We start from the raw sequence: 24020 nt of genomic DNA on the forward strand, positions 1-24020 counted from the left end.
GATCGCCCGCGCCGCGCTCAGGCGACATGCCGTTGCCGCATCCCGACGTCGCCGCCCTCTCCCGCACGCGACGCGGCGAAACGTTCCCGTAGCGTCGTTTCGTCATACTCGGTACGAAAAATACCGCGTTTCTGAAGAATCGGCACGACCCCGTCGACGAAATCCTGCAGGCCGCCCGGGAGGCAGTCGGGCATCAGATTGAAACCGTCCGCCGCGCCCGCGGCGAACCACTGCGCGATGTCGTCGGCGATCTGTTCGGGTGTGCCGACGACCACGCGATGGCCGCCGCCGCCCGCCAGCGTGCGAATCAATTCGCGCACGGTATGCCGCCCCGCGCGCGCCCGCGCCAGGGTCGCGTGGAAGAAGGTGTGGTTGCCGTTGCCGCCACCTGGCAGCGGCAGATCGTCGGGCAGCGTCCGGTCGAGTTCCAGCGCATCCGCCGGCACGCCCAGGGTGCCCGCCAGGCGGGCGAGGCTGTAGTGTTCGGGAATCTGGTCGATCAGCGCGTCGCGTCGCCGTCGCGCTTCGGACTCGGTGGCACCGATGATGGTGGCGAGTCCCGCCAGCACCTTGATCGCATGCGGTCCCCGGCCGTGCGCCGCGGCGCGCGCGTGAAGATCGCGCCGGTAGGCAATCGCCTCCTCCAGCGATTGCGACGCCGAGAAGACCGCCTCCGCGTGCCGCGCGGCCAGCGCGAGACCGTCGGCGGAAGCGCCCGCCTGCACCAGGACGGGCGAACCCTGCGGCGAACGGGGCAGGTTCAGCGGCCCCGCCACCTTGAAATAGCGACCCTCGTGCGCGATTGCATGCACGCGCTGCGGGTCGACGAAACGGCCGCTGATCGGGTCGCCGACGAACGCGTCATCGTCCCAGCTGCGCCACAGCGCCTTGACCACTTCGGTGAACTCCGTCGCGCGCGCGTAGCGTTCGGCATGGTCCGGAACCGTATCCCGGCCGAAATTGCGGGCGGACGGCAGATCGGCGGTCGTGACGATGTTCCATCCGGCGCGGCCCCCACTGACATGGTCGAGCGTGCCGAAGCGACGGGCGATATTGTAGGGCTCGTTGTAACTGGTCGAGGCGGTGCCGATCAACCCGATATGCGTCGTCGCCGCGGCGATGCTCGCCAGCAGCACCGTCGGTTCGAGCGCGGTGATGGGGCGAAAGTCGATCTGATCGACGATCGCCGCGCTGTCCGCGAGAAACACTGCGTCGAACTTTCCCGCCTCGGCGATGCGCGCGATCCGGACGTAATGGGCGACGTCGACGAAGGCGCGCGGGTCAGCCTCGGGCCGGCGCCATGCCGAGGGCACGAATCCCGAATGCAGGGCATTGATGTTCAGATGCAGTTGCGGGCGCGGCGAGATCGCGGTCATGCAGGCACTCCGGTTGTCACCTTCGCGGCCATCGTGTCCGGGGAGCGGTCCGATCGGGCGGCTCGACGCATTCTCGGCGCGATTTCGCGACAGGGCGACGAATCATTCCGCGTATCGATATACCGCCGCCAGATAAACATGCGGCACCCGGCCACGGGGGGCGGGCGCCTTGCTCAGCATTTTTTCGCATATGCATCGCTGCATTGCGTGATTCACAGCGCGCGACGGCCTTTGTATCCTGGGAAACACTCATCGGAGGCGCCATCATGTCCATTCCATCCATGTCCTGCGCGACGTGTACCCCGCCACGGGCGACGCGGCGCGCGCGCGCCGTGCAGGCGCTGCGGCGAACGTTTTCTTCGTGGTCCTGGGAGGCGTTGTCCACGTCCGGCTACTTCGACATCCTGCTGGCCGGCCAGATGGCTTTCGCATACGAAGCCGCACCGCGTGAAAACGATGCGCGCGACGAGATACGCGACACGCCGATGGCACGGGACGCGGTGCGCCGTCAGAGCGCAAGATGAGACCGGTGCGCGAGAGTCCGACCGTCGGCAGGCCAGGCACGGAGCAGGGGCCGCGCAGCCGCCTGCTTTGCATCCTGCGCCGGTTTGCAAAGCACGGCGTGGCGCTCGGCGCAGCGTTCGCTCAGGCGGAGGTGGCGGGAGTGACGCCGGCGCACGCCGAAGTATCCCATGGGCGTCGCCACGAATCGCCGCATGGTCCGGCGAGCCGTGGCGCGGTGACGCATCGCTCGGCTTCACCGATGGAATAACGTCGATACATGCCCCTGATGCATTTCTTGCGGATCGAGTGTTCGAAAATCGATCTTCGGAGGACATAGGGATCTGGGTATTCAAGGACGCCTGGCGCCTGATGGAGAAGCGTGCCGCGGAAAACGGCACCTCTTTCGACGAAACGGTGAAGCGTTTCCTGAAAGAAAAACGGCCTTTCATCGAGGCTGCCCGTGAGTACGACGGGCAGCGTCGCCATCGTCACAAAGCGCTTTGCGCCGGCAGATCGATCTTCATCCATGGCGCATCCCGAAAATGCCGTTGCGCGAAGCGGTCGATGGCCGCACCGTCCTTCAACGTCAGGCCGATGGTGTCGAGGCCTTCCAGGAACATGCGTTTCTGCCGTTCCGGCATCTGAAAGTGGAAACGTTCGCCGTCACCGGTTTCCACGTATTGGCTCGCCACGTCGATCACGAAGCGGTTGGGCCCAGCGGCGCGCGCGAGCAGCGTCTGGACGGCACGGTTTTCCATCGTCAGCGCAAGCAAACCATTCGCAATCGAATTGAAGTAAAAGATCTCGCCGAAGCTGGATGCGATCACCGCTTGAAAGCCCGCCTGCTGCAAGCCCCACACGGCATGCTCGCGACTCGATCCGCAACCGAAGTTGGCGCCCGCGATCAATATCCCGGCATCGCGATATATTTCACGATTCAGTACGAAGTCGTCTTTCGGCCGGCCGCCCGCATCCGTGCGCAGGTCATGAAAAACGCCTTTCGCCAACCCGGATTTGTCGATGCCGAGCAGAAACTGTTTTGGCATGATCTGGTCCGTATCCAGATTGTCGTAGGGCAGGGGGGCCGCCGTACCGGCGACGACGGCATCGACGGTGCTACGGATCGCGGAACCGTGTGCTGGCGATTCAAGCATGCAATTTCTCCTTTCGAACATCGACGATGCAACCCGCGAGGGCGGCTGCCGCGGCCATGATGGGGCTCATCAGATGGGTCCGCGCGCCGCGTCCCTGCCGCCCCTCGAAGTTGCGATTGGTCGTGGATGCGCAGCGCTCGCCCGGTTTCAGCACATCGTCGTTCATGGCGAGGCACATCGAGCACCCCGGCTGACGCCATTCGAATCCGGCGTCCGTGAAGATCCTGGCCAAACCTTCCTGTTCCGCCTGGTCGCGGACCCGGCCCGACCCGGGCACCACCATGGCTCTGACGCCTGGCGCGACGGTGCGACCCTCGACGATACGGGCTGCGGCACGCAGGTCTTCGATACGGGCATTGGTGCAGGAGCCGATAAAGACATGGTCGATGGGCAGACCCTCGATGCGCATGCCGGCCTCGAGGCCCATATAGCGGAGCGCCTTGCCGTTGGTTGCGGCCGCGGCGGGTTCGGTCGGATTCATGGGTACGAAATCCGTGATGGAGATGGCCTGGTCGGGGCTGGTGCCCCATGTCACGAAGGGTGCGACCTGATCCGCATCGAAGTGATGTTCCACATCGAACACCGCATCCGTATCCGAGGCCAAGGTGCGCCACGCCGCAATGGCCTGTTCGAGTTCGCGGGGTGACAGGCCTTCGATGCGCTGGGCGACATAATCGACCGTCGTGTCGTCCGGTGCAATGAGCGCCGCCCGCGCGCCCGCCTCCACCGTCATATTGCACAGCGTCATGCGCGCCTCCGCGGACAAGACGTCGATCGCCTCTCCGCAGTACTCGACGGCCATGCCCCGCGCGCCCTGTGCGCTTATTTTGCTGATGATGTAGAGAACCAGATCCTTGGCGGTCGTGCCCGCGGCAAGCCCGCCGGTCACGCGGATGCGCATATCGCCGGCAACGCGATAGACGAGCGTTTGCGTGGCCAGCACATGTTCGACCTCCGATGTGCCGATCCCGAAACCCAGCGCGCCCAACGCGCCGTAGGTCGTGGTGTGGCTGTCCCCGCAGAGCACGACCATCCCGGGGCGAATCAGGCCGCGTTCGGGGGCGACGACATGCTCGATGCCCTGCTCGGGATCCGCCACGTCGAAGAGATGGATGCCATGCTTCGCGCAATTGCGTGTGAAGTTGGCCGCCTGATGGGCGGCGGCGCTGACCACGATCGTTCGATCGGCAACCGCGACGGCCTTGGTGGGTATCACGTGGCTCACCACGCCCATTTGCTGCGCCGGGCGCGCCACGCCGACCCCACGCGCGTCCAGTCCCGCGAATGCCTGCGGGCTGGTGTATTCGTTCATGATGTGCAGGTCGGCATAGAGCAGGACGTGTGCATCGTCGACTCGGGAAACGGTGTGGCTGGCCACAAGTTTCCGATAAAGCGTCTTTGACATGGTGTGCTCGTGGTCGGCGGACGTGGGTTGAAAGGGCGACGTCGCGGCAGGAAGAATCAGGCGGAAAGAAACGGCAGGACGCGATCCAGCAGCAGATCGGGCGCTTCTTCCGGAATATAGTGCCCGCAAGGAAGCGCTTCGCCCTGCACGTGCGGTGCATAGGGACGCCATGCCGCCAGCGGATCGAAGCATTGTTCGATGACGCCGTGCGCGCCCCACAGGGCGGTGAACGGGCAACGTATCCGTTGTCCCGCCGCCAGCGTTGCGCGATCGTGCTCGAGGTCGATGCCGATGCTCGCCCGGTAGTCCTCGCAGATGCCCATCGCCGTGGCGGGGTCGGACAGGCAGCGCAGGTACTCGGCATAGGCGGCGGGCGTGAAGGGTGCAAGGCCCGCGCTGCGGGCGCCGATCGTCTGCTTCAGGTACAGATCCGGATCCGCCCTGATCAAGGTTTCCGGGAACGGCGCGGGGCGCACCAGCATGAACCAGTGCCAGTACGCGCGCGCGAACGCGAATGACGTCTGTTCGTACATGGACAGCGTCGGCGCGACATCCAGCGTCACCAACCGGGTCACGGCATCCGGATGATCCAGCGCCATGCGCGCCGCGACGCGGCCGCCGCGATCGTGCCCGATCACCGCGAATCGGGAAAAACCATGTTCGCGCATCAGATCCACCTGATCCTGCGCCATGCGCCGCTTTGCGTAGGGCGCATGGTCTTGCGTGCCGGCAGGCTTGCCGCTGTCCCCATAGCCGCGCAGATCCGCCGCGATGACGGTGAAACGGGATAGCAATTGCGGTACGACCTTATGCCAGATCACATGGGTCTGCGGATGCCCGTGCAATAACAGCAGGGCGGGACCGCTGCCGCCCTTGATTGCATGGATTCTGATGCCGTCGGTGTGCACCGAGGCGTCCCTGAAACCTTCGAACATGGTTGTCTCCAAAACGAGTTTGAAGTTTAATTGATGAACACACCGATTGGGTTTCCGAAAAATCAATCGGGTCGTAACCTGAAGGAACGAATGCGCGATGGATGGCTTTTCCGATTTGACGATGTTCGCCCTGGTGGCACGGCATCGCAACCTGGCCGCGGCGGCGCGGGAACTGGGCGTGACGCCGCCCGCCGTGAGCAAGCGGCTTGCGCACCTCGAACGACGCCTGGGCGTGCGGCTGATGCACCGCACGACCCGGCGCCTCAGCCTGACGCCCGAAGGTGAACTGTATCTCGCGAACGGATCCCGTCTGCTGGACGAATTGTTGGCGCTGGAATTGCTGGTGACGCGCAGCCGCAGCGAGCCGAGCGGTTTGCTGCGGGTCAATGCGTCGTTTGGATTTGGCCGCGCGCGCATCGTGCCGGCGGTGTCGGATTTTCTGGCGCGCTTCCCGGCCATGAAGATACAGCTGCATCTGACCGAGCGGCCGATGAGCCTGCAGGAAGAGGGCTTCGACGTCGGCATTCGTTTCGGGGAGGTGCCGGACGCACGCATCAACGCGCGTTTTCTGCTGAAAAATCGCCGGATCGTCTGCGCGTCGCCGATGTATCTGGCGCGCCATGGCGAGCCCGCCTTGCCGAATGACCTCGTTCGCCACGCGTGCATCGTCCTGCGCGAGAACAATACCGCTTACGGCACCTGGCATTTTTCACGCGGAAAGCGCGAAGAGACGGTCAAAGTGGACGGACCGTTATCGAGCAACGACGGTAGCACCGTGCTGCAGTGGGCGTTGAAAGGACATGGCATCGCGGTGCGTTCGGAATGGGAAGTAGGCGAACATCTGCGCAGCGGTGCACTGCTGCCGCTGATGAAAGACTGGTCGCTGCCGAACGCCAACATCCATGCCATCTATCTCGAGCGCAATCAGCTGTCCGTCAAGCTCGGAACCTTCGTCGATTTTCTCGGTGAGTATCTGAAAGCCTCATCCGGCAAATAACGATCTCCAACGCCGTGGGCGTCGCGCTCGACGACTACGGCAGCGCCGCTACATCACGAGCAGGCCTTCGCCCGTGGCGTCGGTACGGACATCGATCGGGTGCCACATCCTTGTCGCGGAGTCTGCTTCACCTCGTATTCGACCATGCGTGCCTGGCCGCCTGGGGTTGGCGCTTGCCGTTTTATCTGGCGGCACCGCTGGCTCTGATCGGTCTCTACGGGAGACCAACACGGGGCGAAGGAAATACACGATGGCGAGTCCGGCGGCGACGCCGGTGGTGGTCTGTGCAACCGAACCGGGTGTCGTCGTCATCGACTTTCCTTCAAAGGGCGATCACGTACGGGTTGCAAGACCGCTGGACCGGATCCAACCCTCTTCGCCTGTGCACTTTCCGTCCAGCACGCGTACGCGCGCCACGCTCACCCCCGGCGCGCTGCTTGATTTTTGCTGAAAACCCAGCACGGTCACGGCGGCGCCTTTCATCGGCTGGCAGGCCGCAAACTCGAGCGACAAGGAGTCGGGGCGCAGCGTGACCTGCGCGAAGAGAACGCCGCTGCGCGTCAACGTCGCGACCTGGCCTTCACTCGGCTGTGCAAGAGCGGGCGAAGACATCAGCGTCACCGCAGCCCAGACCAAATAGTTTTGCGTCGATCGTTTCATTTCAATTTCGGTCCGCCATGACTCCAGCAATCGCTTTCAGAGCCTTACCGTAGATAGCGGCACGCGGCTGGCTGTCTTGAGATGAAATGCACCCGACGCCACCCGTTACCGACCGAAAGGAGGCCTCCCGCTGTCTCGATAGCGGAGATTCAGTGATTTCCTTTATGTGCGAATGGCCTCCGAGGTTCGCGGCAGCACCGATTCCTGAGAGACTCGGGCCATGAAAACGGGAGCAATTTTCGCGGGAGACATGCGAGTGCGCGGTGCGCATGGTGCATGAGCACCGGGACAAATATCCCCCGACGTGGGCGGTAGTTGACTCGATCGCGCCGAAGATCGGCTGTGTGCCGCAAACGCTGGTGGGTGGGGTCAAGCCGGACGAAGTCGACCCGGGGCAAAATGCAGGCTTATCGCGCGATGAACGGATTATGGTTAATTTAACATAATGTAATTTATCGACTTTTCAGGTATCAGACATACGTAGCAACGTCGTACTCATCTGACGATTCGCCAAATCGGACGAATCCAGGGTTGGTATGAGCAGACTTCCGGATCCGCTCCCATCAGCCAACCGCGTTTCGGACTCCGGGAACGCAACTTGCTCGATCGGCCGCGAGCGCCGGCGATCGCCGGGCCACACCAAGGAGCACCGACCCCCGATGATTGCCGATCGACCGATCCTTTTCATGCTGCATGCGCTGGGAGGCAGTCGCGCGGCCTTCGATCCGATGCGGTCGGCACTGGGCGATGCATTCGAGGTGATCGCGATCGACCTGCCCGGCTTTGGTGATCGCGATACCCGAGCGGGTACCACGGTCCAGGAAATGTCCAATGTGGTCGCGGACGTCATTCGATCGCGCGCCGCCGCCCGCTGGTTGCTCGTTGGCCACAGCATGGGCGGCAAGATCGCCACGGTGGTCGCCTCGCGCGCCATGCAGGGCGAGCAAGGGCTTTTCGGTCTGATGGGTGTCGTGCTGCTGGCCGGCTCTCCGCCCTCGCCCGAGCCGATGGATGAAGCGCGACGCGAACGGATGATTGGCTGGGTCGAGCAGGGTTCACTGGACGATATGGCCGCATGCACGTTCATCGACGCCAACGTCGGCGCGCCGCTCGCGCCGAAAGAACAGGCCATGGCGGTGGCCGATCTGAAGCGGTGTTCCCCGCACGCGTGGCGCGCCTGGCTCGAGCGCGGCAGTCGCGAGGATTGGTCGGCCGAAGTCGGTATTTTGCCGTGGCCCTCGCTCATTATCGTCGGCAGCGAAGATGGCGACCTGGGAGAAGCGGGCCAGCGCGAGACCAATCTGCAGGTGTACCCGCGAGCCGAATTCGTGACGCTCGACGGTGCGGGACATTTGCTGCCACTGGAAAGAAGCGAAGCGGTAGCCGGCGCCATCGCCCGCTTCTGGCGCGACATCGCCGATCGCGCGCCTGCGGTGCCAGCGGCCACCGCGCAGCTCATTGGTTCCGAGCGCGTAACGCGTCGCACCCGTGCCCTACTGGCGCAGCGTGCGCTACCGGATGCCGTGGCCGCGCGATCCGGAGTGCTGACGTCCGGCCAGCTTGCGACGCTGCGCGCCATCGCCGCTCGTGTCGTTCCGCAACCCGAACCGGGCATCGATCTGGCCGCACGACTCGACGCTTGTCTGGCCGAGGGAAACTCGGACGGATGGCGCTTCGCCGATATGCCGTGCGACGGCGAGGCCTACGCCGCGGCGCTCGACACGCTGTCGGGATTCGAAGCGATCGGGCGATCGGCCCAGGACCAATGCCTGGATGCCATCGCCGCAGGCGCCTATATGACAGAAAACGCAGCGCTTACCCCGAAGCAGTTTCGGCAGTGGTTCGAGGACGTGCGTAACGACCTCCTACGCCTTTGGCTGTCACACCCCGCGACGGCTGCCCACATCGGTTTTCATGGCTTCGCCAATGGCGGCGATGTGCTCAGACCCCAAGGCTTCGACCGGCTCTCGTCCGGCGATCGCGACGTCTGGGAGAATGCGGTTTGAAGCCCGGGACGATGCGCCGTTATGGCGAAGACGAGATGGTCGATTGCGTGGTCATCGGCACCGGAGCGGGCGGCGCACCGCTGTTGGCACGCCTGGCGCAGCGCGGGCTGCGCGTCGTTGCCCTCGAAGCCGGCAGGCACTGGCAACCCGCCGAGCATACGCCGGACGAAAGCGATGCGGCTGGCAGCCTCAACTGGCTGGAAGAACGCCTGAGCGGCGGAAGCACGCCGACGGCTTTCGGCGTCAACAATAGCGGTATCGGTGTGGGGGGTTCCACGCTGCACTGGGGCGCCTTCGTGCCTCGTCCCGATGCGCTGGACCTGCGGCTACGAAGCGGCGCGGGGGGCAGCGAGCAAGGGCTGGACTGGCCGATGCCTCACGAGGAGTTGATCGCTTACATCGAGCAGGTCGAACGCTTCCTCGGCGTTTCGGGACCGGCCCATTACCCATGGGATCCTTCGCGCCGGTACCCGTTGCCGCCGGCCAAGCGTAACGCCTCCGCGCACATGATGGCGGCCGGTTGCGAAGTGACGGGCATCACCACCGCAGATGCGCCCGCGGCCCTGGTTTCCCGCGACTGGCTGCAGGCGGGCGGCGGGCTGCGCCAGGCCTGCGTGAATTGCGGCGCCTGCCACCAGGGGTGCCGCAATGCGTCCAAGGCAAGCATGGATACGACCTATCTGCCCTTCGCCGTTGCCAATGGTGCGGAGATCCGTGACGCGTGCCGCGTGATCGGTATAGAGCTGGACGGCGCTTCGCGCGTAAAGGCCGTGATCTATCGACAGGACGGCGCGGAACGACGCCAGCGCTGCCGCGCGCTCGTCCTGAGCGCGGGCGGCGTGGAAACGCCGCGCCTGCTGCTACACGCGGGTCTGGCCAATGCCAACGGTCAGGTGGGCCGCAACTTCATGGTCCATGGCGCGACGCAGGTCTGGGGACGCTTCGACCGCGAAATGCTCAGCCATCGCGGTTATCCTTCCTCGCTGATATCCGAGGATTTCCGTCGTCCGGCCGACGCCGACTTCGCCGGCGGCTATCTCATGCAGAGTCTCGGCGTCATGCCCCTCGCGTGGGCCACGAGCCTCGTGCGCGGCACATCGCTGTGGGGCGAGCCGCTGGTCAAAATGATCGAGGGCTACCGCTTCATGGCGGGTATCGGCATCAACGCCGAATGCCTTCCCTCCGAGCGCAATCGCATTGAACTGTCCGAGGAGCTCGACGCCTTTGGCGTACCCAAGGCTGTGGCAAGCTACAGCATGGGCGACAATGAACGCGCCATCGACCGCCATGCGACGCACACGATGCTGCGCATCGTCGAGGCGGCCGGCGCCCGCGATACGGTCGTTCTGCCCCGCACCGCGCACACGATAGGCACCTGTCGCATGGGTACGGACCCGGAGCGCTCGGTGGTCGGCCCCGACGGCCGCAGCCACGAGATCGGCAACCTTTGGATCTGCGACAACTCGGTGTTTCCCAGCGCACTGATCGCCAATCCGGCACTGACCATCATGGCATTGTCGCTGCGAACCGCCGATCGCATGGTCGACGCATAGCAGCGCGTTTTTTGCCCGACCTCGCGCGATGCGGGAAAAGCGCGATAACCCACGCGCGTCGGGCTCGACCACGCGCACGGACCCGCTTCAGCCGGCGCGGGCAGGACCGCGGCTGCGCAACGCCCTGACGCTCGCCTCCCACAGCCCGTCGACATACACCGTGCCCAGCGTGCGGTCAGGGAGCCCCGAGTCCGGCCGGCCGCGCTTCCTGAATTCCCGGACCCTTGCGGGGAGATCGTTTTCCAGATCGTCGCCGAGCGATCCCGAGGATAGCGCGAGGCCATTTTCCGGCACGTCCGCGAGGGTTGGCAACCTGAAGAGGTCGGCGCGGTTCTCACCCGCGGCTCGTGTCCGCATCCGGTGTGGCGGAGGACGAACTTCGCGAATTTCTCCACGGGATGGCAGCAGCGGTTGACAAGGACGGATGCGTGCGTCAAAAGCAAGTGTCGACGATCGCAGTGACGACAGGTTGCCCGCATTCCCTATCCCCATCATGAATCGAAAGGACAGTTTATGAAAACGCAGCGCCGGCACACACGCACCCTTTGCGCCGCCGCCATCATGCTGATGTGTCTATCGCCGCTATCACACGGAGCCGCCATGCAGGATAAAGCACTCGTTTCAATTCTTGATATGACCGTTTCCAGACTGAAGATCGCTCGTCAGGTCGCTCTGGCCAAATGGGATAGCCAAAAACCGGTGGAGGATTCGGCCCGTGAAGCTATCGTCATTGCCGCGGCGGTCAAGGAAGCGCAGCAGGTGGGAATCTCGCCGACTGTCGCGACCGGTTTCTTTTCCGATCAGATTGAGGCGAACAAGCTGGTTCAGTACGGGTTGTTGGCGGACTGGCGGCGCGCCGGCATCGCCCCTCCCGACGAAAGGGTAAATCTGTTGAACGACATTCGTCCGGAACTCGACCGGCTGCAGAAGGGATTTATTCAGGAACTGGCAGCCGTACAAGTATTCCAGAGCAGTGCGCAATGCCCCGTTCACATGGCGAAATTATCGGGCAAATATGCGATTGACAAGGGGCTTTCGCCTCTTTACTCCATTGCCCTGGATCGGGCCCTGGCGCGCTTTTGCGAGCATTAAGGTGCAGTGCGCCAATCGGCTGATCGCTTCGGTTTGCGCTCTTTGAAGCGCTACCGCGCTGTCGATGCTAGGCCGAAAGTGCGTCAAAGCCCAGTTCAGCGGGCTGGAATGCGTACCGCTCGACCTGTAGTCGTACCTCCGCGATCACCGCCGAGCGGATCTGCGCATCCGCCTCGCGCCGCTTTGCCTCCTGCGACGCCGGGGATTCGAACAGCGCGTCGAACTCCGCGCGGGCGGCGGTTTTATTTTCGTCTTTCGGCTGTGGGCCTTGCCGGCGAGGAGAGTGTTTTTGCCAATTTGCCGATCCCATCGTATTGCGTCCTGACTTGCCGTTTTGTCGCCGTGGCGTCGTCGCCCGGGCCGAAATCGCATATGGGCACGAAAAGCGGGAAATCAAGTGCCATTTTCATTGCGGTTCCCGTCAATTCGACCCGAAAACAATCACGAGGCGTTTTCCTGCAAAACGGTATGTCCGTACAGTACCTGACGGGAAAGGAAAACAGCCGTCATTCATGCGCGTTAATATGCGCTTTCAATTGTTGATAGCGAAACTTTCAAGATGCAGCAATCTCCCCCTGCCCATCCTGGCATGCGCGAACAGGATGTCGACACGCCGGCATTGATCGTCGACATGGATGCTCTCGAAGCCAATCTGGACCGCATGGCGCGACTGATCGCGCCGACCGGCGCGAAATTGCGCGCGCACGCCAAGACGCACAAATCGCCGGTGATCGCGCATTGGCAGCGGGCGCGCGGCGCCATCGGTCAATGCGTTCAGAAAGTGGCGGAAGCCGAGGCGTTGATCTGGGGGGGCGTCGACAATCTGTTGCTGAGCAATCAGGTGGTAGGGAGCAGCAAACTGGCGCGATTCGTCGCGCTGTCGCGCATGGCCGAGGTGGCGATCTGCGTGGACGATTTCCGCCATGTCGAGGCGCTTGAAGCGGCCGCATCGGATGCGGCGCGCCGCATCGACGTGCTCGTCGAGATCGATGTCGGCATGGATCGCTGCGGGGTTGCGCCCGGCGCGCCCGCGGTCGAGCTGGCGCAGCGTATCGCCCGCTCGCGCCATCTGCGGTTCAAAGGCCTGCAGGCTTACCACGGCGGCGCGCAGCACCTGCGCACGCCCCAGGAACGGGAATCCGCGATTCGGGCCACCGTGGCGCATACCCGCCACACACTCGACGCCCTCCGTGCGGCCGGTCTGGCATGCGAGATCGTGGGCGGCGCGGGAACCGGCACCTTCGAGTTCGAACTGGACAGCGGCATCTATACCGAAATACAGGCGGGCAGCTATTGCTTCATGGATGCCGACTACGCCCGGAATCACGGTGGACACGCGGCCGGCTTCGCGCATGCGCTGTTCGTTCTCACTACGGTCATGAGCCAGACCCGTCCTGGCCGCGCGGTCGTGGATGCGGGTCTCAAGGCGCTGGCCGTCGACAGCGGTCTGCCCCTCGTGCACGGCCGCGATATCCGATATATCGGCGCATCGGACGAACATGGCAATCTGCGCTGGGACGCGGGTGCAGGCGCGGGTGCGGGCTTACCGGGCGTCGATCTCGGCGAGAAAATTCGCCTGATTCCGGGCCACTGCGATCCCACCGTCGATCGTTTCGACTGGTACGTGGGCGTGCGCCAGGGACGCGTGGAAGCGGTCTGGCCGGTGGCTGCGCGGGGTGCCGCGTACTGACCGGGCGAGTGCTTTTTCGGCAAGGAAGCCTTCCGAATATGTCACTTGTTTCGCGATTTATGGCTTCATACCATCCGCTCACTCCTCCAAGCGCGGGCGTCCCATGCTTTTGTACGGTACCGACGACATCGGCATCGTCGCGATGGCGCCACGAAAGCATCGTGCCATCGCGCCACCGTGATATCCCGCGCCATATCATTCGACTCTTTCCGGACCTTCGCATGATTGACGCGCGTCAACGAAACAGCACCCGGACGTGGGTATTCGTACTGCTCTACATCGGTTATTGCATCTCCTACATCGACCGTTCCGCCATCTCGCTATCGCTCGTCGATATCGGCAAGGAATTTCACCTCTCCCCCGCCGAACTGGGCATCGTGCTCAGCGCGTTCTATGTAAGCTATTCTGCGATGCAGATCCCCGGGGGCTGGATCGCCGACCGGTGGGGCAGCAAGGTGGTGATCGTCGCATCGATCATTTTCTGGTCGGTGTTCACCCTGTTGACGGGCTTTGCCTGGTCGCTGGCTTCGATGATCGTGATTCGCGTGATTTTCGGCTTCGGCGAAGGCGGTTACCCGGGCGCGGCGGTCAAGGGCGTGGCGGAAGCCTACGCGCGTAGCGAGCGTCCGAAAATGTCGGCGTTGCTGATGTCGTCGAACTACGTGGGAAGCTTCATCGCGCCGCTGATCATCGCACCGCTGATTTTGACGCTTGGCTGGCGCCATGCTTTCGTGGTCGCCGGCATCGGCGGTATCGTGTTCGCGCTGGTGTATCTGGTCGTCGTCAGGGAGCGCAAGCGCGAAGGCGCCGCGAAAGCCATGCCCGCGCGGCAGCGTATCGATGCCGCCGCCACCCGCGCGTTGTTGAAAATGCCGCTGATGTGGAAGGTTCTGACCGTCTGGTTCGGCATGGGCATCGTCAACAAGGGCCTGGATGCCTGGATGCCTGCCTATCTGATGACCGCGCGCCATTTGAACCTGAAGTCGGTCGGTTTGCTGACGCCGTTGCCCTTCATCGCCGCCAGTGTCTCGACTGCGCTCGGCGGCTGGCTGCTGGTGCGGTACTTCGACGGCAAGGAAAAGTACCTGATGGGGGCCTGCTGCGCCATCTCGGCGTTCTTTCTCTACAGGATGTATACGGCCGAGACGATTGGCGGCGTGATCGCCTATCAGGCGGTGGTCTATTTCTTCAAATCGTTCGTGTTCGCGGCGGTGTTCGCCCTGCCGACCAAGTTTTTGCCGACGCATTTGATGGGAACCGGCGCCGGCATGGTCAACTTCGGAGGGCAGGTCGCGGGCTTCGTCGCGCCGGCGGTCATCGGGGTACTGGTCTCCACGTTCGGTGGCTACGATGCGGCGTTCATGTTCCTGATCGCCGCCGCGATGCTCGCCATGGTGGTCAGCCTGACGATCAGCAGCGCCAACATCCACACGCTGCGCGCGACCGCCCTCGGCGAAGCGGTGTGACGCCCGGCGGGACGGCAGGGGCGCGGGGACGTGCGGCAACAGGCGTATGATTCCCTGCGTGTACAATTTCCCGGGGCGCTGCGCCATCCGCAGGACGGGACGCGCAAGCAGCGCTTCGAACCCGCGCCCATGAAAGCCCGCATCCTGCAGGAAGCAGCGGTTCGTTACTTCCTCGAAGTCGTCAATACCGGCTCGATCAGCGATGCCGCGGAACGTCTGAATGTGGTGCCGTCCGCCGTGAGCCGGCAAATCAGCCGGCTCGAAAGGGAACTGAACACCGCCCTTTTCGTTCGTCAGTCCCGGGGAATGGTGCCCAGTGCGGCGGGAGTCCTGCTCGCAGCCTATGCACGCCGTTCCCTGCTCGACGCGGAACAGGTGTGTACGGAAATCGACGCGCTGCGCGACCATGCCCATTTCAAGATCCGCATCGGCTGCACCCAGGGTTTCGCGGTGGATTTCCTGCCGCAGGCCATGGCGCGTTTTCGCCACGATGCCCCGCGTACCCACTTCGACCTGATCGTCGACACCGCCGCGGGCGTGACGCAACGGGTACGTGAAGGCGATATCGACGTGGGCCTGACTTTCAGTCTGGAGCCGGCGCAGGACATTCACGTGGCGTTCTCCGCCCCCTCGCCCATTCTGGCGGTCGTCGCCCGCTCCCATCCGTTGACGCAGCGCGACGAGGTCTCTTTTCGCGATCTGCTCGACTATCCTCTGGCGCTCCCGGGGCCGAGTTCGACGCTGCGCGGCCTGATCGATGTCCATTGCAGTCGCGAAGGCCTGATCTGCAACGGCGCGCTCAATAGCGAAACGCTCGAGACGCTGCTCGGCTTCGTCCTCGCCGGCGATGCCGTCGCCTTCAGCGGCGAATTGTTCATCCGAAAGCGGCTGGCCGGCGGCCAGCTCATCGTCCTGCCGGTGCCGGAACTGCGTGCAAGCAACCGCTGGATCGAGGTACAGACGCTCGCGCGCCGGCAACTACCGCCCCTGCTGCAGACCTTCGTCGAGCAGCTGTGCCTGAGCCTGCCCCTCCCGGATACGGCGCCCGCGGCCTGACGCCCGCACCGGGGCCGTGCACTGAAGTCAAGATAGCGTGGCCACAGGCGCAAAGGTAAACGGTTCCGGGAGCGCCTTGTCGAAAAGGGATGTCTGCTTTCGACAAAGAGCACTGGTCGCACGAATTTCAATCCGCTACATTTTGCGCTGGCTACCGGCCATCCATCGGGCAACACAGCCCCTACGCGAAGGAAACGACAGACATGGCCGAAGGACACGCCGACCTTGAAGCCGCCGACCTTGAAGCATTGCCCACGTACAGCGCGGTCGCGTTGCGCGCAATGCTCGATCGGCGGGAAATCTCCGCGGTCGAACTGCTCGATGCCTGCATCGACAGGATCGACACCCTGAATCCGAAGATCAATGCCTTTACCGCCACGTGCTACGACCGCGCGAGACGCGAGGCCGCTGCCGCCGATGCCGCCTTCGCGAAAGGCGAGCGCACGGGGCTGCTGCAAGGTTTGCCGATCGGCATCAAGGATCTGGAGGACACCGAGGGGTTGCTGACGACATTCGGTTCGCCGATCTACCGCGCGAATGTGCCCGCAGCCGACAATACGCTCGTACGGCGTCTGCGCGCCGCCGGTGCCATCGTCGTCGGCAAGACGAACGTCCCGGAAATGGGCGCCGGCGCCAACACGTTCAATCCGGTCTGGGGCGCGACGGGCAATCCCTTCGATCCGCGGCTGAATTCGGGAGGCTCGTCGGGGGGCTCGGCGGCCGCGCTGGCGGTGGATATGGTGCCGCTTTGCAGTGGCTCCGACACCGGCGGGTCCCTGCGCATCCCCGCCGCGAAATGCGGCGTCGTGGGCCTGCGCACCTCCCCGGGCCTGGTGCCGAGCGAGCGCAAGCCACTGGGCTGGACGCCGCTCGCGGTCGTCGGACCGATGGGCCGCGACGTCGCGGATACGTGGCTGCAACTGGCCGCGACCACCGGTATCTCGCCGACCGATCCACAGAGTTTCCCCGTTCCCCCGATGCCGCGCATGCAGGACTGCGCGCAAACGGACCTGTCGACGCTGCGCGTGGGCTACACCGAGGATTTCGGCGTGTGCGAAGTGGATGACGGTATTCGCGAGGTCTTCCGCGCGAAGATTCACGCGATGCAGGGGCAATTCGCGGTCTGCGAACCGATCGATGTCGCGATGACGCACGCGCATCGCTGCTTCGACGTGCTGCGCGCCGAGGCGTTCGTGGCGGGCTTGCAGAAAGCCTACGAGGCCGACCCCGATTCGCTCGGCCCGAATCCCCGCGCCAATTACGAGCTGGGCATCGGTCTGGGTCTCAAGGACTGCGTCTGGGCGCATGCCGAACAGACCCGCATTTTCCGGCGTTTCCAGCGCCTGTTCGAGCGCTACGATCTGATCCTGTCGCCGGTGACGCCGGTGTCGCCCTTCCCCTGGACGCAGCCGTATCTGGCGTCGGTCAACGGCGTCGCGCTGGAGAATTATTATCGCTGGCTCGCGTTGACGTACGTGGTGACCCTGGCGACCAATCCGGCATTGTCGCTGCCCTGCGGGGTGGACCGGCACGGCATGCCGTTCGGCCTGCAGGTCATCGGTCCATGCCACGGCGATCTGTCGTTGTTGCTGGCCGCGCGGTCGATGGAAGCGGTGTTCGAGCGTTCACCGCTCACGGCACGACCAAAGCCCGACATCGCCGCACTGCTGCGCAGCGATGCGGACCTGCGCGCCTTCGTCACGCATCCGCCCATCTTCCATACCGACGCGGGCAGCGCCCGGGGCGGCGCCGCGCCCGGCGTCTGACGGTGCCGATCACACATGCCGCGCCGACCCTTACTCCGATTTCCCCACAGCCCATGACCGCTTCGATACACGGCAAATCGCTTGCCGAATGGATCACCGAATTCCCCCTGCTGGCCCCGCTCACCGCCCTGACGCCCGTGAGCTGGTTCAATCCCGACGTCGCCCCTTTGTCGGTCGCCCTGCATGATATTCTGTTGACGGCCGACGACGTGGCCGATGCCAGCGCACGCCTGCAACGCTTCGCACCCTTGCTGGCGGATCTGTTTGCCGACGTGCGGGAGGCCGGTGGCATCATCGAATCGCCATTGCGTGCGGTGCCGGCCTTCGCGGAGGCGGTGGCCCGGCGGTATCGCACCGCAGCCCCGGCGAACGTGTTCCTGAAGCAGGACAGTCATCTGCCGATCTCGGGATCGATCAAGGCGCGCGGGGGCATCTACGAGGTGCTGTGCCACGCGGAGCGATTGGCTCTGGCTCACGGCCTGCTCACACGGGACGACGACTATCGCATCCTGCACAACGACGCCTGCCGCGCGCTGTTTCGGCGGCACCGCATCGCCGTCGGGTCGACGGGCAATCTGGGCATGGCCATCGGCATCGCCAGCGCGGCACTGGGTTTCACGACGACGGTGCATATGTCGGCGGACGCCCGTCAGTGGAAAAAAGACCGTCTGCGCGCGCATGGCGTGAGCGTCGTCGAATATGCGGGGGATTATGGCGAAGCCGTCGAACAGGGCCGTGCGCTGGCCGAGGCCGACCCCACCTGTCATTTCGTCGATGACGAGAACTCGACGACCCTGTTTCTGGGATATGCGGTGGCCGGCCAGCGCCTCAGGTCGCAACTGGATGCGATGGGCCAGGTCGTCGACGCCGCGCACCCCCTGTTCGTCTACCTGCCGTGCGGCGTCGGCGGCGGCCCGGGCGGCGTCGCGTTCGGCCTGAAACTCGCGTTCGGCGACGCGGTGCATTGCCTCTTCGCCGAACCCACGCATTCGCCCTGCATGCTGCTGGGCGTGCATACCGGTCTCCACGATCGGGTCGCCGTGCAGGACTTCGGCATCGACAACGTCACCGCGGCCGACGGCCTCGCGGTCGGCCGCCCTTCCGGCTTTGTCGGGCGCGCGATGCGACGCATGATCGACGGCTATTACACGGTGCCGGACGAGGAACTCTACGCGCTGCTCGCGACGATGGCGCAAACCGAGCAGATCCGTCTCGAACCCTCGGCGCTCGCGGGCGCGCCCGGGTTCACGCATGTGTTGTCGGCGCACCAGGGATATCGGGACCGGATGCGTCTCGACGCCGCGGCGCTGGCGCATGCCACTCACGTGATCTGGGCGACCGGCGGCGGCATGGTGCCGGCGCCGGAGATGAATGCCTATCTCGAAAAGGGACGCGCCGCGTTACGCGGATAAGCGGCCCGGCAGCCCGACGCCGCCGCGATGCCCGGCGCGGCATGCGTGAATGCCGCGCAACAAACAGCGGGACGGGGCCGGCTCGTATCGGTACTTCCGCACGCCGCCGACCCGATTGTCCCGCGACGATGTAAGCTGACTCGTTTTTGCCGTTTCGACGATTACACTTACATTACAAAACAATGCGATCATCCGTGAGACATCCCTCCGACGGGACGAAATCGGTCAGCCCCGCACTCTTGATGGGCGCCGTCGGCATCGTGTTCGGCGATATCGGGACCAGCCCTCTCTATACGTTGCGCGAATGCCTCAAGGCGGCCGGGGGCGTCACGCAGACCAACATCTACGGCATCGTGTCGCTGATCCTGTGGTCGATTCTGCTGGTGGTCACGCTCAAATACGTGAGCTTCGTGATGCGCGCCGACAACGACGGCGAGGGCGGCATCCTGGCCCTGACGGCGCTCGCCTCGGGCGTCGCCCCGGCCAGGCTTCGGCACCTGCTGCTGACGCTCGGCGTGTTCGGCGCGGCGATGTTCTATGGCGATTCGATGATCACGCCCGCGATCTCGGTGATCTCCGCCGTGGAAGGCGTCACGCTGATCCATCCGGGGCTGTCGCATGCGATCGTTCCGATCTCGCTGGTGATTCTCACCGGGCTTTTCGCGATTCAAAAAAGCGGAACCGGGGCGGTGGGCAAGATCTTCGGGCCCGTGATGATCGTCTGGTTTCTCGTGCTCGCGGCGCTCGGCGTCCTGCACATCGTGGAACATCCCGATATCCTGCGCGCGGCGTCGCCGCAGTACGCGTTGGCCTTCATCGCGCACAGCCCCGCCACCGCCTTCATCGTTCTGGGTTCGGTTTTCCTGGCACTCACGGGCGGCGAGGCCCTGTATGCGGACATGGGTCACTTCGGCAAATCGCCGATCCGCTTCGCCTGGCTGTTTCTGGTCTGGCCGAGTCTGATCCTGAATTATTTCGGTCAGGGCGCGCTCGTGCTCGCGCATCCCAAGCTCGTCCAGCAGCCGTTTTTCAATCTCGCGCCGGGCTGGGCGCTGCTGCCGCTCGTGATCCTGGCCGCGGCGGCGACCGTGATCGCGTCGCAGGCCGTCATCTCCGGCGCGTTCTCGATGACCAAGCAGGCCGTGCAACTCGGTTTCCTGCCGCGCACCCCGGTCGTGCACACCTCGAAAAAAGAGATAGGACAGGTGTACGTGCCCTTCGTCAACCTGTCCCTGTTCGTCGCCGTCGTTTTCCTCGTGGTGTTCTTCAAATCGTCCGATAATCTGGCATCCGCATATGGGATCGCGGTGGCGTCGACGATGCTGCTGACCACGCTGCTGATGTCTTTCGTCACGCATTCGTTGTGGCGCTGGAAGCCGCTGACGACGGCGGCGGTGATCGGTCCGATGGCGATCGTCGACCTGGCATTCGTTTCGAGCAACGTCAGCAAAATCCTGGATGGCGGCTGGTTTCCGCTGGCCGCGGGCGCGTTGCTGTTCACGGTGATGACGACATGGCACCGCGGGCGCGCGGCCCTCATCACGCAAATGAAAGCGGACAACCCGCCGCTTCGCGATCTGCTCGCTTCGTTGCGCGAAGGCTCGCATGCGCCGTCGCATGTGGAAGGCACGGCGGTGTTCCCCGGCAGCGTCGTCGGCATGACGCCGACGGCCTTCATGCATAACCTCAAGCACAACCGGGTGCTGCATCGCACCAATATCTTTCTCGCCGGCGCCACCGACAACGTGCCCTATACCCGGGAGGCCGAGCGGTTAACGGTCGAATCGCTCGGCGAGGGCTGCTTCGCCGTCACCGTCCGGCACGGTTTCATGGAGATACCGAACGTTCCCGCCCTGCTGCGGTTGGCCCAGAAAGATATCCCGGGATGGACATACGAAGTGGAAGACACGTCGTTTTTCCTCGCACGCGACACCATCATCGCGACCGGCGAGACCCACGCAATGGCCTTGTGGCGCGACAAGCTCTTCGCCTTCCTCGGACGCAACGCGGCGCGGGCCGCCGAGTATTACAGTCTGCCGCCGAATCGCGTGGTCGAACTCGGCGGTCAGATCAACATATGACGCGGGAATCCTGCGCCTGACTGGGGGCGCGCCGGTTGTTCTCACAGACCGGCCGGATTCGACAGATGCGCCACCTCGTACACCTGCGCGCCGCCGGTCTCGTGACTTGCCGTCGCGTCGCGCCAGAGCCGAAAGCGCACCACTGTCCAGCCCGTGGGCTCGAACGCCGACAGCGCGTACAACGCGCCTTCGTCACGCGTGGCCGCGGCGCTCGACCGGCGTTCCCGGTCGCGTAACGCATCCAGGGACGTAAACGGCGCGACGGGAACGATCTCCCGGGTGGCGAAGCGCGCCGCGCCGAGCGCGCTGCCCTGCTCCGCCGCCATCGTCGTCCACGTCCGCACCAGCGGCCAGCCAAAGGCATCGACCACGGCCCGAAAACGGGGTCCGCACAGAAAGCCCGTCATCGCCTGGTCGTTTTCCCACAGATAGAAGGGTGCATAGAGATTTTCGTGGCGGCCGGGCGTCGCCCCGTCCTTTCTGGCGATCAGGAAGGCCTTGAAGGCCAGCGACGGCATGTCGTCGAACACGTGCCCGCGTTCCCGCACACGGCGTTCGATGATCGACATATCGTAGTCGGCCGGCAGGACGAAGCTGTATTGCATGGCGATCATCATCGACTCCGGGAGGTCCAACTTCTATTGGTTCACGTCGTACTCGCTATCGGTCATGGGCGATTCGAGGAACGCCAGGATGGCGGCCAGCGCGCTCGCCGGAACCGTCAGGGGCACGGGCGTTAGCCGGCACCGCGCCGCTGCCGGCGCCATCGACGCTTGCGCGAGCACAACGATGCTCGCGCCATCCACGTACGCCCGTTCTATCGCGCCAACGAGCAGCGACTGATAGCCTTCGCTGTCGCCGCTTTTGAAGCACCGCCACGCATTCGGAACCAGCGTCAGTTCGATCTGCGCATCCGACCCGCTGGCCGCATGTTCGAAAAGCGTGCGGGTGGCAGGCACGGTCGTCGCGGCTGCACACAGAACCGCGACCTTCCCATGATGCGCGGCCGCCGCCACCGCGAGCGCGGCGTCTGCCCTGAGGATCGGTACATGCGATTTCGCGTTCAGTGCATCGACGACCGGCCCAAGCGTCGAACACGTCAGCAATACCGCATCGGCATCGGCCGCCATCGACAATAGCCGCGCGGCGGTTCGCGACCGAAGGGCCGGTGTCAGCCCTCCCGCCGCCTCGGCATCCTCCAGCAACCGGGGCTCGACGAAATGCGCGAGCGCGGTGGCGGACAGCCCCAGGTCCCGCGCAGCCGCGTCGAAGACCGCAACGTTGCTCCAGGCCGTGTGAAGGCAGGCGATTCGCACGCCAGCCTCGCCTACCCCTGCGGCACCGCCGCCTGCGCGATGGCCGCCGCGCTCGGCAGGCTTTCCACCTGCCAACAGCGATCCATCAGCACGCGTGTCGCGGCCTGGGACAGAATGCCGTCCGTCAGGCCCTCGAACTTGGTCTCGAGCTGCTGATCCGTCATCGGCACTTCCTGGCTGCCGATCGCGTGCTCGATGAATTTGTGCAGCTTGCGTCCGTCCTTCAGCGTGATGGTCATATCAACCTGCTGCGGCTGGATCGCGGGATCGATCGTCGCGGTGACTTTCTCCCGCAAGGCAACCGTGCGAGGGTCGCGCACGGCCTGGTCGCTGTATTGTTTTTCTCCCGCGGCACCGTCGATGAGCGCGACGGCCACCGAATGATAGATGCTGAACTTGCCTTCGAGGCCGATCTGCGGGGTTTTCTTGCCGGTCAGTTCGATGACCAGCGGGTGCACGCGCAGATCGACTCGCGCGATCATGTCCGGCGTGAGGTGGTACTGGTTGCGCAACTGGATCGCGGCGTCGATGGCCGGGTGGATCACGATACCGCAGGCGAAGGGCTTGTAGGTGTTCAACAGGGATTCGTAGCGTTGCCCCAGGCCCTCGGTGATTTCGCGATAGTCCTGCTTGGTGCTGATGGTGTTCGCCCAGCCTCGCTTGGCCTCGATCATGCCGTCGGAACTGGTGTAGTCCTGTGCGGCGAGCAGCGCCGCGAAGATGCCGTTGGTGGCCGCGCGCCCTGGATTGAAACTCTTGTTCATCGAGCCGAAGGACTCGCGCAAGCCCACCGGCTGGGAGGCGGCGAGGCCCAGCGCCCAGACCATCCGCTGTTCGCTCAAACCCAGCAGCTTGCCGATCGCCGCCGCCGAACCGAACACCCCGCAGGTGCCGGTGATGTGCCAGCCGACGTCGTAGTGGTTCGGGTACACGGCATTGCCGATACGGCATTCGGTCTCCACGCCCAGGACCAGCGCGTTCAGGAAATCCTTGCCCGATACCGGGTGGTACTCCGAGAACGCGAGTATCGCCGATGCCACCGGCCCGGCGGGATGGATGATGGTTTTGAGATGGGTATCGTCGTAATCGAAGATGTGGCTGCTGACGCCATTGATGAAAGCCGCGTTCATGATGTCGAAGCGCTCGGTGCGCCCTAGCAGGCTCGCCTGCGGCGGCCCCGAGAACGGGCGCAACGCGGCGATCGAACGCTTCACCGGGTCTTCGCGCGAGCCGCCGACGGCCACGCCCACCCAGTTCATGAGCGTGCGCACGCCTTCCTTGCGCACGTTCGCGGGCAGGTCTTCGTAGCGCGCGTCGACGAGATACTTCGCGAGGATGTGGGTCACGCGCGGCACGGCTTTCGTGCCGGCGGCCCCCGGTTCGCCCGCGGGGGGAGCGTCGGCGCCGGGAGCGCCGGCGGCGGCCTTGCCGTCGGGGGGTCAGGGCGGCGAACACGGGCGTCGTGGAGGCCAGGGACACGGCTGCGCCGGCCTTGAGGAAACTGCGTCGATCTACGGGTTGCATGCTGGGCGTCTCCGCTTATAGTCTGTG

The 24020-nt window shown here is 64.6% G+C and carries 22 protein-coding genes and 1 pseudogene; 12 read left to right on the forward strand and 11 right to left on the reverse strand.

Features of this window, described 5'->3' with window-relative positions:
- Nucleotides 1-17 precede the first annotated feature (17 nt).
- Nucleotides 18-1376 carry an LLM class flavin-dependent oxidoreductase gene (locus tag OVY01_RS05095; RefSeq protein ID WP_267846139.1) on the reverse strand — a complete coding sequence of 453 codons (1359 nt, stop codon included), beginning with the start codon at nt 1374-1376 and terminating at the stop codon, nt 18-20.
- 266 nt (nt 1377-1642) lie between these two features.
- Between OVY01_RS05095 and OVY01_RS05100 the strand changes: the two genes are divergently transcribed.
- Nucleotides 1643-1900, forward strand: coding sequence for a hypothetical protein (locus tag OVY01_RS05100; protein WP_267846141.1), 258 nt, complete (start codon nt 1643-1645; stop codon nt 1898-1900).
- A 121-nt stretch (nt 1901-2021) separates the two neighbouring features.
- On the opposite strand, the gene OVY01_RS05105 is transcribed toward OVY01_RS05100, so the two are convergent.
- From OVY01_RS05105 to OVY01_RS05120, 4 genes are read right to left on the reverse strand one after another with little or no spacing between them, the layout of a single operon-like run.
- Nucleotides 2022-2408: a hypothetical protein gene (locus tag OVY01_RS05105; protein ID WP_267846143.1), complete on the reverse strand. Its 387-nt coding sequence runs from the start codon at nt 2406-2408 to the stop codon at nt 2022-2024.
- A complete protein-coding gene (leuD, locus tag OVY01_RS05110) occupies nt 2369-3034 on the reverse strand; it encodes a 3-isopropylmalate dehydratase small subunit (protein ID WP_267846144.1) in 666 nt (221 codons plus the stop codon). Before leuD ends, OVY01_RS05105 begins: the two co-directional genes overlap by 40 nt.
- Nucleotides 3027-4439, reverse strand: a complete 1413-nt coding sequence (leuC, locus tag OVY01_RS05115; RefSeq protein WP_267846146.1) for a 3-isopropylmalate dehydratase large subunit — start codon at nt 4437-4439, stop codon at nt 3027-3029. The genes leuD and leuC overlap by 8 nt, the downstream gene beginning before the upstream one ends.
- Nucleotides 4440-4495: 56 nt before the next feature.
- Nucleotides 4496-5374, reverse strand: a complete 879-nt coding sequence (locus OVY01_RS05120) for an alpha/beta fold hydrolase (RefSeq protein WP_267846147.1) — start codon at nt 5372-5374, stop codon at nt 4496-4498.
- Nucleotides 5375-5471: 97 nt separating this feature from the next.
- Between OVY01_RS05120 and OVY01_RS05125 the strand changes: the two genes are divergently transcribed.
- Nucleotides 5472-6371 carry a LysR family transcriptional regulator gene (locus tag OVY01_RS05125; protein ID WP_267846149.1) on the forward strand — a complete coding sequence of 300 codons (900 nt, stop codon included), beginning with the start codon at nt 5472-5474 and terminating at the stop codon, nt 6369-6371.
- 333 nt (nt 6372-6704) lie between these two features.
- Here OVY01_RS05125 and OVY01_RS05130 read toward each other — a convergent pair whose 3' ends face one another.
- Nucleotides 6705-7031 (reverse strand): hypothetical protein, encoded by a 327-nt coding sequence (locus OVY01_RS05130; protein WP_267846150.1) that lies wholly within the window; start codon nt 7029-7031, stop codon nt 6705-6707.
- Nucleotides 7032-7300: 269 nt separating this feature from the next.
- Here OVY01_RS05130 and OVY01_RS05135 point away from each other — a divergent pair.
- From OVY01_RS05135 to OVY01_RS05145, 3 genes and pseudogenes are all read left to right on the forward strand, one after another.
- Nucleotides 7301-7456, forward strand: a pseudogene (locus tag OVY01_RS05135) (IS3 family transposase); the annotation flags it as partial.
- 234 nt (nt 7457-7690) lie between these two features.
- Nucleotides 7691-9037: an alpha/beta hydrolase gene (locus OVY01_RS05140; RefSeq protein WP_267846153.1), complete on the forward strand. Its 1347-nt coding sequence runs from the start codon at nt 7691-7693 to the stop codon at nt 9035-9037.
- On the forward strand, nt 9034-10590 hold the full coding sequence (locus OVY01_RS05145) for a GMC family oxidoreductase (protein WP_267846154.1): 1557 nt from the start codon (nt 9034-9036) through the stop codon (nt 10588-10590). Before OVY01_RS05140 ends, OVY01_RS05145 begins: the two co-directional genes overlap by 4 nt.
- Nucleotides 10591-10677: 87 nt before the next feature.
- Here the strand turns inward: OVY01_RS05145 and OVY01_RS05150 are convergent, their stop codons facing one another.
- Nucleotides 10678-10947: a hypothetical protein gene (locus OVY01_RS05150; protein ID WP_267846155.1), complete on the reverse strand. Its 270-nt coding sequence runs from the start codon at nt 10945-10947 to the stop codon at nt 10678-10680.
- Between the two features lie 156 nt (nt 10948-11103).
- On the opposite strand from OVY01_RS05150, the gene OVY01_RS05155 reads away from it, so the two are divergent.
- Nucleotides 11104-11682 (forward strand): chorismate mutase, encoded by a 579-nt coding sequence (locus tag OVY01_RS05155; protein ID WP_267846156.1) that lies wholly within the window; start codon nt 11104-11106, stop codon nt 11680-11682.
- A gap of 67 nt (nt 11683-11749) precedes the next feature.
- Here OVY01_RS05155 and OVY01_RS05160 read toward each other — a convergent pair whose 3' ends face one another.
- A complete protein-coding gene (locus OVY01_RS05160; RefSeq protein ID WP_267846158.1) occupies nt 11750-11992 on the reverse strand; it encodes a hypothetical protein in 243 nt (80 codons plus the stop codon).
- 279 nt (nt 11993-12271) lie between these two features.
- On the opposite strand from OVY01_RS05160, the gene OVY01_RS05165 reads away from it, so the two are divergent.
- From OVY01_RS05165 to OVY01_RS05190, 6 genes are all read left to right on the forward strand, one after another.
- Nucleotides 12272-13372 carry a DSD1 family PLP-dependent enzyme gene (locus tag OVY01_RS05165; protein ID WP_267846160.1) on the forward strand — a complete coding sequence of 367 codons (1101 nt, stop codon included), beginning with the start codon at nt 12272-12274 and terminating at the stop codon, nt 13370-13372.
- A gap of 221 nt (nt 13373-13593) precedes the next feature.
- Entirely contained in the window at nt 13594-14838 is a 1245-nt protein-coding gene (locus tag OVY01_RS05170; protein WP_267846162.1) for an MFS transporter, read from the forward strand.
- Nucleotides 14839-14967: 129 nt separating this feature from the next.
- A complete protein-coding gene (locus OVY01_RS05175; RefSeq protein WP_267846165.1) occupies nt 14968-15894 on the forward strand; it encodes a LysR family transcriptional regulator in 927 nt (308 codons plus the stop codon).
- Between the two features lie 203 nt (nt 15895-16097).
- Nucleotides 16098-17660 (forward strand): amidase, encoded by a 1563-nt coding sequence (locus OVY01_RS05180; protein ID WP_267846167.1) that lies wholly within the window; start codon nt 16098-16100, stop codon nt 17658-17660.
- 53 nt (nt 17661-17713) lie between these two features.
- Nucleotides 17714-19072, forward strand: coding sequence for a D-serine ammonia-lyase (gene dsdA / locus OVY01_RS05185; RefSeq protein WP_267846168.1), 1359 nt, complete (start codon nt 17714-17716; stop codon nt 19070-19072).
- Between the two features lie 182 nt (nt 19073-19254).
- Entirely contained in the window at nt 19255-21153 is a 1899-nt protein-coding gene (locus OVY01_RS05190) for a potassium transporter Kup (protein WP_432422182.1), read from the forward strand.
- A gap of 41 nt (nt 21154-21194) precedes the next feature.
- Here OVY01_RS05190 and OVY01_RS05195 read toward each other — a convergent pair whose 3' ends face one another.
- Genes OVY01_RS05195 through OVY01_RS05205 form a run of 3 tightly spaced genes read right to left on the reverse strand, consistent with a single transcriptional unit; the run spans nt 21195 to nt 23815 of the window.
- Complete coding sequence (locus OVY01_RS05195; RefSeq protein WP_267846169.1) at nt 21195-21767, reverse strand: DUF4865 family protein; 573 nt, start codon at nt 21765-21767, stop codon at nt 21195-21197.
- Between the two features lie 24 nt (nt 21768-21791).
- A complete protein-coding gene (locus OVY01_RS05200) occupies nt 21792-22469 on the reverse strand; it encodes an aspartate/glutamate racemase family protein (protein ID WP_267846171.1) in 678 nt (225 codons plus the stop codon).
- An 11-nt stretch (nt 22470-22480) separates the two neighbouring features.
- Nucleotides 22481-23815, reverse strand: a complete 1335-nt coding sequence (locus tag OVY01_RS05205; protein WP_267846173.1) for an MmgE/PrpD family protein — start codon at nt 23813-23815, stop codon at nt 22481-22483.
- Between the last annotated feature and the right edge of the window lie 205 nt (nt 23816-24020).

This window comes from Robbsia betulipollinis (genome assembly GCF_026624755.1).
In the GTDB taxonomy this organism is placed as follows: domain Bacteria; phylum Pseudomonadota; class Gammaproteobacteria; order Burkholderiales; family Burkholderiaceae; genus Robbsia; species Robbsia betulipollinis.